This window comes from Streptococcus cristatus (genome assembly GCF_008369405.1).
GTDB classification, from domain to species: Bacteria; Bacillota; Bacilli; order Lactobacillales; family Streptococcaceae; genus Streptococcus; species Streptococcus cristatus_G.
In genome coordinates this window covers 130,152-144,270 of sequence record NZ_VSJJ01000002.1, presented here as the reverse complement: position 1 = coordinate 144,270, position 14,119 = coordinate 130,152, and the positions used below count along the sequence as shown (strand labels likewise).

The window sequence follows — 14,119 nt, the reverse complement described above, 5'->3', positions numbered from 1 at the left end:
TTACTGTTGCTCCTCAGCCCCGTTCATCAATAAATTATTGATATATTCTTCAGGTGGCATCTTTGTCATTTCTTTTAGATTGCTATTTTTAAAATAATTTAAAGTGAGTGCCTTTTCAATATCCAAATTGTCAAAATCGTAAGTTGACATGATTTTCATTTCATTTTCATTAAGAATCTGAACGGTTCCGGTGAAACCAGCAACAGTTTTTGCCTGAGTATAATCCGTATCCTTTTGCATTGATTCATCCAAGAGCCGCTGAGTCTCCTCCAGCCCCACTTCTTTAATCGCATTTTTGATACTATCATCCGTTGGAGTAATTCTCTCCATAATCACCTTGATAAAACGTTTCCCTTGATAAGTGATAATTTGACTAGATTGAATTCCTTGCTCATCTTTGGGGAAAACTAGTTTCTTGGTAATGACTTCCTGCTTTTCAGCCTGACTGATAATGGGAAGATTAGTTGTAATTTCCTCTTTTTTCCCCTTTGGCTTGTCTGCTTTCTTATGAGTGCAGCCAGTCAATATCACAGCTGCTAAGCCAAAAATTAGTAAAAATTTCTTCACGTTCCGTCCTCCTCAGAGATATTGTATCATAGTTTAACTGCTTGTCAATCATTTTTAGGTAATGAGACAGAAAAAGGCAGCCTAAAAGGCGCCTTTCTTTATCTAAATTATAGAGCTGCTCGTAAGCGAGCTTCTGCATTTTCAACATTGCGCACTGCACGAGGCAAGAAGGCACGGATATCGTCTTCCTTGTAACCAACTTGGAGACGCTTATCATCCACCAAAATCGGACTTTTTAGAATCCGTGGTGTTTCCATGATGATGTCAATGACTTCGTTTACACTCAAATCTTCAATATCAACACCGAGTCCTTTTGCATAACGGTTTTTTGAAGATACAATGCTGGCAATGCCATTTTCAGTTTTTGCTAAAATATCAAGAATTTCTTCTTTGGTAATTCCTTCCTTACCGAGGTTTTGCTCCTTGTAAGTCAATTGATGGGCGTTTAGCCAGGTCTTTGCTTTTTTGCAGCTAGTACAACTTGAAACCGTATAAATTGTGATCATGCAAGTACTCCTTTCGCTACACGATACTACTATCGTAGTATATTATACCACAAAAACCATCGGTCTTGCGACCTATTTTGAAAAATTATTCCTCAATGTCAAAAGCATCATCTAGGTCAAGAGTGACTTCTTCCAACTTTTCAACAGGAGCCTCAGCCTTACCCTTCGCAGTTTCTGCCGCCTCATCATCTTCAATCAAACCGTATCGTACACGGACTTGACGGTCGATTTCGTCAAAGACTTCTGGATGATCAGCCAAGTATTTCTTAGCATTTTCAGATCCTTGACCGATTTTTTCATCATTGTAGGAGTACCAAGCACCCGCTTTTTTGATGATATCTAAGTCAGTTGCAATCTTAATCAGCTCGCCCGTCTTAGAAATACCTTCTCCGTACATGATTTCCACGAAGGCTTCCTTGAATGGCGGAGCTACCTTGTTTTTAACGACCTTGATTTTAGTTTCCTTACCAACATTGGTATCCTTGGCATCGCCAGTACCCTTGATTTGGGTATTGCCACGGACATCCAGACGGACAGATGCGTAGAACTTGAGGGCACGTCCACCTGGTGTTGTTTCAGGATTTCCAAACATGACACCAACTTTTTCACGCAACTGGTTGATAAAGATGGCAATCGTCTTAGTTTTGTTGATAGAAGCAGACAGTTTGCGCATAGCTTGGCTCATCATCCGAGCCTGCAAACCGACATGACTGTCACCGATATCCCCATCGATTTCCGCACGCGGTACTAGGGCCGCAACCGAGTCGATAACGACCAAATCAACTGCACCAGAGTCAATCAATTTACCAGCAATTTCAAGACCTTGCTCCCCAGAGTCAGGTTGAGACAGCAGCAATTCATCAATGTTTACACCCAAAGCTGCAGCGTAGGACGGATCCAAAGCGTGCTCCGCATCGATAAAGGCTGCAATACCGCCTTCTTTTTGCGCTTGGGCCACTGCGTGAAGAGCAACGGTTGTCTTACCAGAAGACTCTGGACCATAAATCTCAATAATCCGTCCCTTAGGATAGCCACCCGCACCAAGGGCGATATCCAAAGCTAGAGAGCCTGAACTCATGACTTGAACTTTCTGCTCAGCTCGCTCACCCAGACGCATAATAGCTCCCTTACCAAAGTCTTTTTCAATGTTTTTTAGGGCATTGTCCAAAGCTTTTTGGCGTTCATCTCCAAATTTCTTTGTAATTTCATCCAAATTTTTCTGTTTTTTTACCATTTATTTCTCCTGTTTTTTTCTAAAATGTCTTTTGGCTATCTGTTTATTATACCAAAAATTAGTTCTTTAATAAAGTTTTTCGTACGAGGTTGAAGGCGTGCATGACGGCAATCTTCCGTACATCACGTCGGCTGCGACCAGCAATATTGGCCTCAATAATTTCCGTTCCTGATTCACTCGCTAAGCCGATAAAAACTGTCCCAGCTGGATGGCCTTCCAGTGAATCTGGTCCAGCCACACCTGTCAGACTGACAGCCAAGTCACTCTGAGTCAACTTTCTAGCCTGCTCTGCCATTTTCCCAGCCGTAAAAGCTGAAACGACACCATGCTTCTCCAGCTCTCCCAGTGGAATATCCAGCATCCGGCTCTTTTCCTCCATGCTGTAGGTGACAAAGCCACCTGAAAAAATGGAAGAGGCTCCAGCAAAATCCGCCAAGGTCGCTTGAAAGAGACCAGCTGTCAGACTCTCCGCCGCTGAAATTGTCTTAGCTTGACTCTTGAGCAAGTCAAAGGCCACTTGAGCAAGCGAATTGTCGTCCCCATAACCATAGAAAATCTTAGACAAAGGCTGTCCCTCAAACGTCTGATAGGCCAAAATAGACTTTTCCACAGCCTCAAACTTAGCATCCGCTTCTGCCTGACTCAAAGCCTTAGTGGACAATCGCAAGGTCACTTCGCCCGTCTTTGCATAAGGTGCAATGGTCGGATCACTTTGTTGATCAATCATCTGAGCCAAAATAGTCACCAACTGACTCTCGCCAATACCGAAGAAGCGCAGCACCCGTGAATATAATTTCTGGCCTGTGGATAAGAGGGGAACCAGCTCGTTATTGACCATGGGCTTGAGCTCACTAGGCGGGCCTGGCAGGACCACATAGGTCGCTCCATCAACTTCTAGTAAGCCGCCAACGGCCAGGCCTGTCGCATTTGGTAGCGGAGTCGAGCCTGTAACCAGCTGGGCCTGACGCTCATTGTTGGGCGTTCGAGCATAATCTGGTCGACTGGCAAAAAAACGGTCCAACTTTTCCACAGCCTCGGGGTCGAAGCTCAAACCTCGACCTACAAACTTAGCCAAGGTCTGCTTGGTCAAATCATCCTCTGTTGGCCCCAGACCCCCTGTCAGGATAATTAAATCACTGCGCTCTTTGGCAATTTCTAGGACAGAGAGGAGGCGATTTTCATTGTCCCCTACTGCCGTCTGAAAATAGACATCAATCCCCAAACTCGCTAGCTTTTCAGATAAAAATTGGGCATTGGTATTGACAATCTGACCTGTCAGAATCTCGGTGCCCACAGCAATAATTTCTGCTTTCATAGAACCTCCTACCTTACTATTCGGAATTGGCTTTATTTTATCACAAAAAAGAGTAAAAAAGTTGATTTTCTTTTCAGGAAATAAAAAGAGCTGTCAACTTGATTGACAAAGTTGTCAACATCCTGTGGATAACTTTTGAAAATCTGTTTGTTATGGAGAATAACTGGCTTGTTAGGCAGATGCTATTGGCAAAGGAGAATTTTCTTTTTATAATAAAAATGAAAAGGATGGAAAGAAAAATTATTTATGTTATTAGAAAGGGAATCATCATGAAAATCTCGCAAGTTCTCAAAGATATTCGTCAACAACATCAGCTCACTCAGGAAGCTTTGGCAGAAAGGCTCAAGGTTTCCCGCTCCGCTATTGCCCGCTGGGAAAGTGGAAAAGGAATCCCTGATATTGGCAATCTCATCGCCATTAGCCGCGAGTTTGATCTCAGCTTGGACCAGCTCATCAAGGAGGATGGGCGCTTGGAGAAAAAGGTCATCGAAGACAGCAAGGCCAAGAAATGGCACTATTTAGTCATTTTCTACCTCTTCTCCGTTTTGGTTGAAATCGCCATCTTTGCTTACTTGCACCATATCTTTATGGCGGGCTTCCTCGTCTCTACTCTCTTCATGCTCTTCTACGAGCTACGCATCTTTATCAAGGAAAAGATTTGGTTGCAGAAAGAGGAGTAAGAATATTCACAGGGTATAGAAAAAGCCTAGACAAGATATTTGTCTAGGTTTCTTTCTCGTCATTCTTTAACTTACTTTCATAGCGGAGACGGATGGTTGGCTCTCCTCGAAGGCTCAATCCTTCCTTTTCCCACATCAGGGTCATCCCGATTTTTTCCAAAACTCCTTGACTAGCAAGATTAGGCTTAGTAGTGTGGGCAAGGAATGTCTTTATCTCAGGCATGTTCTGAGCCAATTCTTTCAAAGCTAAGGCTGCTTCAGTTGCGTAGCCTTTTCTGTGATAGTTAGCATTGACAGTATAGCCTATTTCCGCCGTTTCTTGTTCCGTATCTATTCGAAGAGAGATATTACCAATTAATTTGCCTTCAGATTTTAACTCAATACCATAGCGACCCAAAGGAGCGCTTAAATTATATAAAACAAGACTCTCTCGGCTCTCTTCTATGCTTTGGTGCTCTGGATAATCATATTTTAATAATTCTCCATCTGAAGTATATTCATGATAATCCAACAAATCATCCATAGTCATAGGGCGTAGGAGGAGACGCTCCGTCTCCAAGATACGATTCTCCGCTAAATATACTAAGGCTTTATTATCCATCCTTCATTTCCTTTCTGAATAATCTTAAAAATGACTAAATCACAATATCTTCTTTTTATTGACTTAGCAGTCTACTGGCTTATTGAAAAAATTGTAATCACAAAAGCAATGATATTATTACAACAATGAAGAGCAATTGGATACCAGATATTTTTGTCCTTTCTCAGATACAGAAGGGATAGAAGAAGACCCCCGGAAATGTAGGAAATGGCTGTCACCCACTCTGACAAGACCCAGCTGTGCATATGAAGGGTAGCAAATAGAACAGTCGTTAACACAATACCAAGCCAGTTAGGGAATTTTTCCAAGAAGGTGCCTAGGAAAAAGCGACGGAAGAAAAACTCTTCAACGATTGGCCCAATAAAGCAGCCGATAAGCAAGATTAGAAAGGGATTTTTCAACAAGGCACCTTGAATATTGGCTTCATTCTGCCCCTGCAATGGCAAGTCCAGACTATACTTGATGAAGGCTGAAAGAAAGTTGCAGGCAATGGACAGGAGGAAAACAAAGACCATATACAAGGAAATCGTTTTTAGAAATTCCTTCTTTTTAGTCAGAATCAAGGCTAGCTGCTCCTTTAATTCTTCACGATAAGCTAAGATTCCCAAAATAAATAAAAGGAAATAAACTGGGTAAATCAACCAATTTATCCCAAGCAGTTCCAAGCCTCTACCTAAAAAGAAGATCGTATAGAGGGTGATAAAAATGAGGAGAAATTTTCTTGTTTTCATTGTTCTACTTCCAATCACAATTATTTTCATGGTCATTGATAAGGCCAGCTGCTTCTAGGAATGAATAGACACAAACTGGACCGACAAATTTGAAGCCTTGCTTCTTCAGCGCCTTGGACATAGTTTCTGACAGCTCTGTCTTAGTAGGTGCTTCCTTGTAGTTCGTAATTTGATTGTCAATCGTTTTGAAATCGACAAAGGTCCAGATATAGTCATTAAAAGAGCCAAACTGCTTTTGAACAGCCAAAAAAGCTTGGGCATTAGCCCTGGTTGCATAAATTTTCATCTTGTTACGGATAATGTCGGGATTGTCCAAAAGAGCATCCAAGTCTGCATCCGTCATCTGAGCAATTTTCTGGGCATCATAGAAATGAAAAGCTTCCCGAAAAGCTTGGCGTTTATTGAGAATGGTCTCCCAAGAAAGTCCAGCCTGATAGGTCTCCATGCAGAGCAATTCAAATAATTTCTGATCATCATGGAGGGGCTTGCCCCACTCCTCATCATGATAAGCTACATACAAGGGGTTATTCATCTTTACCCAGCCACAGCGTTTGGTCATATCTTACTCCTATTTCACCAACATCTTAAGGGCAGACTTGATATAGTTTTCTGCTGTATCCGTCGTTCCTTCAAAGAATTTCTTGATTTTCTTAAGTTCCGCAGCTTTGTAGCCTAAAGCCAGCATAGCTTCCATTGCTTCTTCCAGCTCCTGATTATCCACAGTCTGAACAGGCGCCTTGCTCTCTGCCGAACCGCCTGCCGCCACTACTTTGCCCTCTAAGTCCAGCACCATCTGCTGGGCTGTTTTCTTGCCAATCTTAGGAAACTTGGTCAAGTAGGTGATGTTTTTCTGCTCAATGGCTTGCACTAAGCCAGCATTATCATCTGCGGCAATGATAGCCAGGGCAGACACTGGGCCAATACCTGAGACTGAAATCAAGTTGAGAAAGAGCTGCTTCTCCTCCTCAGTCGCAAAACCGTACAGGAGCTCCGCGTCTTCTCTCACCACCTGGTGAACATAGACCTTTGCTTCCTGATGGAGATGTCCTGAGTAAGCATAGGGGTTGGCCACATGAAGAATATAGCCGATAGAGTTGACTTCCAATACGATGTACTTGGCTGTGATTTTACTGATAATTCCTTTAAAATATTCGTACATAATCTTCCTTCTTTTTGTATCATTTTGCCTATCTAGTATATCATATTTTCTGTCTGGAAACTGCAAATAGAAGTGCAACCGGTAGTTGACAAAATGTACAGGAAGCTGTATTCTCAAGATGACTAAAAGCTGTTAGGATAGAGTTAGCAAAGAAAAGGAGGCCGTCACGATGAAACTCGCTGATAAATTATTTGAACTAAGAAAAGAAAAAGGCTGGTCACAAGAAAAACTGGCTGAACAAATCAATGTCTCTCGCCAGAGCATTTCCAAGTGGGAATCTGGCCAAGCGCTGCCAGAGCTGGAAAAAATTGTAGAACTGAGCAAGATTTTCCAGGTGACGACAGATTATCTGCTTTTAGAAGACAGCGACAAGCCGGAAATAAAACCCATCCTCTCAGAAGACGAAAAAGACCGCTACTATAAGCAAGTAAAATCTTATGGCTTCTGGCATATTTTGTATATTCTTGTATCAGCCTTGGCTATTTATCTCTTTTCCGCAGGTTCTATCTTTCCAGCAAAATTCACTGCCCTAGTCTGGCTAACTTTTTTCCTCCTAGTCGCATCAGCAATGGCTATTAACAAGGCGCTAAAGATTAAGGAAAAGTATCTGGACAAGGTTATCGGCTTTGATGAGGATTCTAAGAAAGAAGGTGCTAAAGATGAAACTAAAAACTGATAATTCCTTACCTGTCAAAACGCGTCTGAAAGAACTCTTTGACGACTGGCTCTTCATCTCAGGCTACCTCATTGCTCTTTTTTTACTAGCTATGGGCTTTTACAATCTGGTTCTAGGGGGCATTCCTACATTCACTGAATCCCAGAGCAAGCGTTGGGCAGGTTTACAGCTGATTTACAAACATAGGAGCTTTGCTCACAGCATTTTGCGCTCTGCTATTAAGCTTTTCCCTTGGCAGCTGGGACATATGGGAGCTATCCGCAGTGCTTATCAGGCAGATGGGCTGTCAATCTTCTTGTCAACTTAAGCAGGGATTTTCTTCTTGACCTTTCTGCTGATGGGACTGCTCCGCAAGGACAAACGCCATCCAGCTGATTTGCTTACTGGAACACAAGTTCAGCTCAAACATTAAAAACAGCTCTAGTTCGATGACTAGGGCTGTTTGGTCTTCTATAAAGTTTAGTATTTCCCCAACTCCCTCAGGCTAGTGTGATTTTCCTGAATGCGGCGGAACATTTTTTCCATATCCGACTTGGTAAAGTTGACCAAGACCGGCCGACCGTGTGGGCAGTTATAGGGATTGTCACACTGAGACAGCTGAAAGAGCAAGTCACGCGCAGAGTAGTCATCCAGACTGTGGTTGGCCTTGATGGAGCGTTTGCAGCTCATCATAATGGCCAGCTCTGCTCGATATTTCTTGATGGAAACTTCCTTGGTCAGGAGAAGCATATCACACATTTCATAGATGCCGGCTTCAATCTCCTCTTCCTTGAACCAAATGGGATGCTCGCGGAGAATAAATTGGTTGGCTCCGTACTCTTCTAAAAAGATGCCAGCATCTTCTAACAACTCCATCCGCTGCTTGATTCGCAACATATCGTCCGCTGGAAATTCAAAGATATAGGGCACTAAGAGCTGCTGCTGGCTATTGTCCACATCCCCAATCTTCTCCCGATAATACTCATACTTGACCCGCTCTTGAGCAGCATGCTGGTCAATAATGTAAAGACCGCCCTTGCCCTGAGCAAAGAGATAGGTACCATGCATCTGGCCGAAATATTCTAACTCTGGGAAGCTTGACTTCTCTTCCTGTTCCAACTTATCCACAACCCGCTCCAGACTAGCCTGGTCTAGCTCTGGATGGTCTAGTTGGTCATAGCTGACCAGCTTTCTCTCTGCGAATTTGACCGAAGTCGGTTGCGGTTCTGCTTTTTCATCTGTCGCTTCATGAACAGGCTCCGCTGATTCTTCAAAGGATATCTGTTGTTCGGCCACCTGTGGCTTGAGGAAGAAGTCATTCTGCTCCTTATCGTAGTAGAGGCGATTTTCTTTCAGCGGAAGACTAGTCTGTTCGGGCTTAGTCGCACGCTTAATAGTTGATTTGGCTAGATTTTCCAGGGCGTCTGGGATCAGGTCCTGCTCCTTGAGACTTGCGGCAATGGCTTGCGAAATCAAGGCCATGAGTTCCCGCTCTTTAGAAATCCGCACCTCTTGCTTGGTCGGATGGACATTGACATCAGCCAGATAGGGGTCAATCTGAATATTGATGACCGCTAATGGAAAGCGTCCTACCATAAGCTTGCTGCCGTAGCCGTCCAAAATAGCACGATTGAGCAGGAAATTCTTGATATAACGGCCGTTGATGAGGATCGTAATATAGTTACGATTCGCACGAGTCAGCTCAGGCAGACTAACATAGCCACTCACCTCAAAATCCAAATCCGAAGCAGAGATTTCCACCATTTTCTTAGCTGTTGCCAGACCATAGATGCCCGCAATAGCCTGACGCAAATTGCCACTGCCGGCAGTCCGTGTCATTTCGCGGCCATCGCTGATAAGGGTGAAAGCCACTTCCGGATGGGCCAGACTGAGCCGATTAATCACATCAAGGATATGGGACAGCTCAGCCTGCTGGCTCTTCATATACTTGAGCCGAGCTGGGGTGTTAAAGAAAAGATCTTCTATCTTGATTTTCGTTCCCACTGGACTGCTGGTAGGCTCATGCTCTTTAATCTCACCGCCTTGGGCAACTAGCAGAGTCCCGTGCTGGCCAGATTCGGTCGCTGTTTCAATGGTAAAACGTGAGACAGAAGCAATGGAAGGAATGGCTTCACCACGAAAACCCAGCGTCCGAATCCGAAAGAGATCCGCCTGCTTCTTGATTTTACTGGTCGCATGGCGTCGAAGGGCCAGAGGGACATCTTGGTGGTCAATGCCCTCGCCATTATCCGTCACCTGAATACTCTTGAGTCCGGCTTCCTCGATTTCGACGGTAATCTGACTTGCACCCGCATCAATTGAATTTTCCACTAGCTCCTTGACCACGCTGCTGGGCCGCTCAATGACTTCACCGGCCGCAATCTGATTGGCCAGAATTTCTGGAAGTTCGATAATTTTTGACATCTTTTTCTCCGTATTTGTTCTGCTATCTATTATAACACATTGGGCTCTTTCTAGCAGAGGGCAACCTTGTCTTGACCATTCTGTCCGCCAGCCAAACCATATAGACACAAATAGCTGCCACATAGACAAAAGGTCTTGTTTTCGCTGCCAAGTTGCGGTTTAATAAGGGTGAAAGGAGGAATTTATGAAAGTTAAGCTAAGAATCGATTCTCAAGTCACCGAAGACTCCGTCAGCATTGAGGCTCGCCTCATGACAGAAAGCATTCAGGAATTGGTCCACTTTGCTCAAGATCTAGGCAAAGTGGACAAGATTCATGTCAAGAAAGAAGATGAAATCTATCTGCTGGACGCTAAGGAAATCCACCGAATCTACACAGAAAATCGTCAGGTTCGGGTCCGAACAGCAAAAGGCAGCTATCGAGCTCAACAAGCTCTTTATCAATTGCTGCAGGTCCTGCCGGACTATTTCCTGCAGATTTCTCAATCGGAGATTATCAATAGCCGGCAAATCAGCCATCTCAAGCTGACTCCAAATGGTCTGATTCAAATATTTCTGAAAAACGGTGACCAGACCTACTCGTCCCGCCGTTATCTCAAATCTATCAAAGAAAGGTTGCAATTATGAAAACTCGTCTTAAAGAACTCTTTTTCGGAGGAATTGGAGGGATTTTTATCGGTCTCTTCTTCTCCATGATTGTTTCTTATTTTTACAATCCAGCTTATCTACCGCTTCACCCTGACTCGCCTATCGGCCACTTCTTTTTGAGCCAGCACGTCCATGTTTCCCTCATCATGCTCTACTGCCTGCTTACCTGGTTTATTATGGGAGCGGTTTTCAGATGGAGTGGAAGCTTCTTCCAAAGAGATTGGAGCATCCTGCGCTCCGTCGTCAGCCACTATGGTGTGATGATTCTGACCTTTGCACTGTTGGCTAATCTAGCTGGATTTTTCCCAAGAGAAAAAATACTCAGCCTGACACTGACTGCCATGGGAGAATTCACCCTTATCTATCTAATCATTTCAGGCACCATCTACTACCACACCTACCAGAACATTCAAAAAATCAATAGCGGCTTGTCTAGCAAATCGTGAGAAATAAAAAGAGCAGACTTGAGGCATTAACAAGTCTGTTCTTTGTTTTTACAACTTCTTCTTGAGCTCAGCCACTGCTGCCATGACTTCTAAGGGAGTCATGTTATAGATGTCTAAGTCTCGTAGTTCATTAAGGACTGGATTTTCCGGTCCTTCTGCGAAAAGAGACATCTGCTCAGCCACTTGTGACTGCTTCGGTCTGGATGCAGCAGGAAGCTCTGAGCCTAGTCCAGTGTCCTGACTCTCCAAATGACTCAAAATGTTATCCGCCCGCTCTAGTAATTTCTCAGGAAGTCCGGCAATCTTCGCCACATGTATTCCGTAGGACTTGTCAGCCGGACCCGGCTCAATCTTATGCAGGAAAGTCACCTGTCCGTCCTTTTCCAAGGTTGCCACATGGACATTTTCCAAATGCTCCAAGCTATCCTCTAAGGCTGTCAGCTCATGATAGTGGGTGGCAAAGAGGGTTTTGGCCCCAGTATAGTGATGAATGTGCTCGATAATAGCCTGAGCCAGCGCCATCCCATCGTAAGTCGCCGTCCCACGGCCTAGCTCATCAAAGAGAATGAGCGAACGCTCGCTGGCCTGTCGAATGGCCCGATTGGCCTCCATCATCTCCACCATAAAGGTGGACTGGCCAGACACCAAATCATCCGCTGCGCCGATGCGAGTGAAAATCGCGTCGAATAGTGGCAGACTGGCAGACTGAGCAGGCACATAAGATCCCATCTGTGCCATGATGACGATGATAGCCAGCTGGCGCATATAAGTCGATTTACCGCTCATATTCGGCCCGGTAATCAGCTGAATGTTCGTTTCCTGGTCCAGCAGAATACTATTTGGAATGTAGCTTTGAGCTCCCATGACCTTTTCTACGACAGGATGGCGGCCTTTTTCAATCTGCAGACGGCGCTCCGCAGTGAAGACAGGGCACACCAAATGCTGCTGTTCTGCCACCGCAGCAAAACTCTGTAGGACATCCACAGCTGCCAGCGTTTGTGCCAAGGCCTGCAAGCGCTGGATATATTTGCCAACTTCCTCGCGAATCCGCATGAAAATCTCGTATTCCAAGTTGGCAGATTTTTCACGCGCCTCCAGCATCTCTCCCTCGATCCGGGCTAGCTCCTCCGTTCCGAAACGCTCAGAATTTTTCAGGGTCGCCTTGCGGAAGAAATGGCTAGGCACATGAGCCAGCTGGGAATTGGTCACGTGGAAATAGTAACCATCTTTTTTGTTGTAATCAATCTTCAGATTGCTGATGCCGCTGTTGGCACGTTCTTTGACTTCCAGCTCTGCAATCCAGCCAGTCCCCTCCCTCAGCACAAGTCGATACTGATCCAAGGTCTCATCAAAACCGGTCCGAATGATATTGCCCTCGGTGATGACATGAGGTGCATCCGGCGAAATAGCCGAGCTAATCAAGCCCGCCAACTCTGGAATAGGATCCAATCCCTCAATCAGACCAGCTAGATGCGGGCTGCCAATCCCTTGCAGGATAGCCTTAATCTGAGGCACATTGCCCAATGTAGCTGCCAGCTGTAGCAGATCTTTAGGATTGGTCTTGCCAAAAGACACTCGACTGGCCAACCGCTCAATATCATAGACTCCCTTGAGGCTCTCCGTCAAATCACTCCGCTCAAAGAAATGATCCAGAAAAACCTCGACGACATTCTGCCGCTGGCTAATTCGCGCTTCATCAATCAGCGGACGCTGGATCCAAGAGCGCAGCATACGGCCGCCCATGGCCGTCTTCGTCTCGTCCATCAGCCAATAAAGACTGCCGTGCTTCTTGCCCGAACGAGCATTTTCTGTCAAATCCAGACTCGCCTTTGTGGCATAGTCCATTTGCAGAAAGTCCTTGATTTCATAATGCTGAGCCTTCTTCAAATGGCTGAGCTCCCTCATCTGGGTCCGGCGCACATACTCCAGCAGTTTCCCCGCCGCCTGATGTTCCATAGGAGACAGCTCCTCGCCCAGCAGCTGGACATCGTCCAAGGCCGTCTGTACATAGGACAGTAAGAGGTTCATCTGTCCAGCCAAGACCTGTTCCTCAGCTTCTGGCAAGGCATAGCCCAGCACCACTTCCCTAGCTTTCAAATTGCGAATTTCCCCGCAGACCAAGCTAAAGTCCTCTAGACTGGTCACCTGAAACTCACCGGTCACCAAGTCCATATAAGCCAGGCCATAGAGGCCGTCTGAGTAATCCAGAGCCACCAGAAAGTTATTCGCAGAGTCGGGCTTACTGGAGTCCACTACCGTCCCCGGTGTGATAACCTGAACGACCTCCCGCTTGACAACTCCCTTGGCTTCCTTGGGATCTTCCATCTGCTCCGCAATCGCTACCTTATAGCCTGATTCGACCAAAACATCAATATACTGCTGAGCCGAATGATAGGGAACTCCGGCCATGGGAATGGGATTTTCAGCATTTTTATTGCGACTGGTGAGAGAAATTTCTAAAATCTGGGCGGCATTGACCGCATCATCATAAAACAACTCATAGAAATCCCCCATCCGAAAGAGCAAGAAAGCATCTGGATAGTCCTTTTTGATATCCAAATACTGCTGCATGCCTGGCGATAACTTTTCTACTGCCATCTCTATCCTTTCTAAAAACAAACGAGGTCAGGACTTCTGTCTCAAACCTCTCCGTCAATTCTAAGCTTTTTGGCTATTCCATGCCTTCTTTGACACTCGTCTCGATTTCTCTAGCCGCTTCCTGATCCCGGCAAATCACCAGCAAGGTATTGGCCCCTGCAACGGTTCCTAAAATCCGACTATCCAGAGAACCATCTACCACATTTGCCAAGACCGTCGCTTCGCCCAGTCCTGTACGGAAAACAAGCGTAAACTCCGCTCGAGAAACAGCCTGAACATGACTGGCCAAAAATCCAGCCAAATCCAGCTCCTCTGCTTCATGAGCCAGCACATAATAGACTTGACCGTCCTTTTTCAACTTGGCCAAACCAATCTCCCTTAGATCACGCGAGAGGGTTGTCTGGGTCACAAAAATCCCCTCGTCTTCCAATCTTTTTTGAATATCCTTTTGTGTTCCTAACTTTTCTTCCTTGATCATCATTCTGACAAGTTGATGACGCTCGCTCTTTCTCATACTCGACCTCATTGACTGAATATTTATACTCTCAATTATATCA

Annotated in this window: 15 protein-coding genes and 1 pseudogene; 5 read left to right on the top strand and 11 right to left on the bottom strand. The window is 45.1% G+C overall.

Annotated elements, in window-relative coordinates; all coding sequences use genetic code 11:
* The 4 genes from FXF62_RS03625 to FXF62_RS03610 form a co-directional block, all read right to left on the bottom strand.
* Entirely contained in the window at positions 1-567 is a 567-nt protein-coding gene (locus FXF62_RS03625; RefSeq protein ID WP_149517674.1) for an SP0191 family lipoprotein, read from the bottom strand.
* Between the two features lie 107 nt (positions 568-674).
* On the bottom strand, positions 675-1,073 hold the full coding sequence (gene spx / locus FXF62_RS03620) for a transcriptional regulator Spx (protein ID WP_015605950.1): 399 nt from the start codon (positions 1,071-1,073) through the stop codon (positions 675-677).
* Positions 1,074-1,158: 85 nt separating this feature from the next.
* Positions 1,159-2,307 (bottom strand): recombinase RecA, encoded by a 1,149-nt coding sequence (gene recA, locus FXF62_RS03615; protein ID WP_149517673.1) that lies wholly within the window; start codon positions 2,305-2,307, stop codon positions 1,159-1,161.
* 58 nt (positions 2,308-2,365) lie between these two features.
* Positions 2,366-3,622 carry a competence/damage-inducible protein A gene (locus FXF62_RS03610; protein ID WP_187984220.1) on the bottom strand — a complete coding sequence of 419 codons (1,257 nt, stop codon included), beginning with the start codon at positions 3,620-3,622 and terminating at the stop codon, positions 2,366-2,368.
* Between the two features lie 269 nt (positions 3,623-3,891).
* On the opposite strand from FXF62_RS03610, the gene FXF62_RS03600 reads away from it, so the two are divergent.
* A complete protein-coding gene (locus tag FXF62_RS03600) occupies positions 3,892-4,302 on the top strand; it encodes a helix-turn-helix domain-containing protein (protein WP_149517671.1) in 411 nt (136 codons plus the stop codon).
* A gap of 43 nt (positions 4,303-4,345) precedes the next feature.
* Here the strand turns inward: FXF62_RS03600 and FXF62_RS03595 are convergent, their stop codons facing one another.
* From FXF62_RS03595 to ruvA, 4 genes are all read right to left on the bottom strand, one after another.
* On the bottom strand, positions 4,346-4,903 hold the full coding sequence (locus tag FXF62_RS03595; protein ID WP_149517670.1) for a GNAT family N-acetyltransferase: 558 nt from the start codon (positions 4,901-4,903) through the stop codon (positions 4,346-4,348).
* A 71-nt stretch (positions 4,904-4,974) separates the two neighbouring features.
* Positions 4,975-5,634, bottom strand: a complete 660-nt coding sequence (locus FXF62_RS03590) for a CPBP family glutamic-type intramembrane protease (protein ID WP_149517669.1) — start codon at positions 5,632-5,634, stop codon at positions 4,975-4,977.
* A 4-nt stretch (positions 5,635-5,638) separates the two neighbouring features.
* Positions 5,639-6,193, bottom strand: a complete 555-nt coding sequence (locus tag FXF62_RS03585; RefSeq protein WP_149517668.1) for a DNA-3-methyladenine glycosylase I — start codon at positions 6,191-6,193, stop codon at positions 5,639-5,641.
* Between the two features lie 9 nt (positions 6,194-6,202).
* Positions 6,203-6,793, bottom strand: a complete 591-nt coding sequence (ruvA, locus tag FXF62_RS03580; protein WP_149517667.1) for a Holliday junction branch migration protein RuvA — start codon at positions 6,791-6,793, stop codon at positions 6,203-6,205.
* A gap of 169 nt (positions 6,794-6,962) precedes the next feature.
* Here ruvA and FXF62_RS03575 point away from each other — a divergent pair, with 169 nt between their 5' ends.
* Both FXF62_RS03575 and FXF62_RS03570 read left to right on the top strand, forming a co-directional pair.
* The gene (locus FXF62_RS03575) at positions 6,963-7,469 is read left to right on the top strand and encodes a helix-turn-helix domain-containing protein (RefSeq protein ID WP_015605958.1); all 507 of its coding nucleotides are present in this window, start codon (positions 6,963-6,965) and stop codon (positions 7,467-7,469) included.
* Positions 7,453-7,881: pseudogene (locus FXF62_RS03570) on the top strand (RDD family protein). Before FXF62_RS03575 ends, FXF62_RS03570 begins: the two are co-directional and overlap by 17 nt.
* Positions 7,882-7,928: 47 nt before the next feature.
* Here the strand turns inward: FXF62_RS03570 and mutL are convergent.
* Positions 7,929-9,872 carry a DNA mismatch repair endonuclease MutL gene (mutL, locus tag FXF62_RS03565; RefSeq protein WP_149517666.1) on the bottom strand — a complete coding sequence of 648 codons (1,944 nt, stop codon included), beginning with the start codon at positions 9,870-9,872 and terminating at the stop codon, positions 7,929-7,931.
* A 184-nt stretch (positions 9,873-10,056) separates the two neighbouring features.
* Here mutL and FXF62_RS03560 point away from each other — a divergent pair, with 184 nt between their 5' ends.
* Positions 10,057-10,497, top strand: coding sequence for a LytTR family DNA-binding domain-containing protein (locus tag FXF62_RS03560; RefSeq protein WP_149517665.1), 441 nt, complete (start codon positions 10,057-10,059; stop codon positions 10,495-10,497).
* Complete coding sequence (locus tag FXF62_RS03555) at positions 10,494-10,964, top strand: DUF3021 family protein (protein ID WP_149517664.1); 471 nt, start codon at positions 10,494-10,496, stop codon at positions 10,962-10,964. Before FXF62_RS03560 ends, FXF62_RS03555 begins: the two co-directional genes overlap by 4 nt.
* A 48-nt stretch (positions 10,965-11,012) precedes the next feature.
* Here the strand turns inward: FXF62_RS03555 and mutS are convergent, their stop codons facing one another.
* Both mutS and argR read right to left on the bottom strand, forming a co-directional pair.
* Positions 11,013-13,562, bottom strand: coding sequence for a DNA mismatch repair protein MutS (gene mutS / locus FXF62_RS03550; RefSeq protein WP_149517663.1), 2,550 nt, complete (start codon positions 13,560-13,562; stop codon positions 11,013-11,015).
* A gap of 73 nt (positions 13,563-13,635) precedes the next feature.
* Positions 13,636-14,076: an arginine repressor gene (gene argR, locus FXF62_RS03545; RefSeq protein WP_149517662.1), complete on the bottom strand. Its 441-nt coding sequence runs from the start codon at positions 14,074-14,076 to the stop codon at positions 13,636-13,638.
* Between the last annotated feature and the right edge of the window lie 43 nt (positions 14,077-14,119).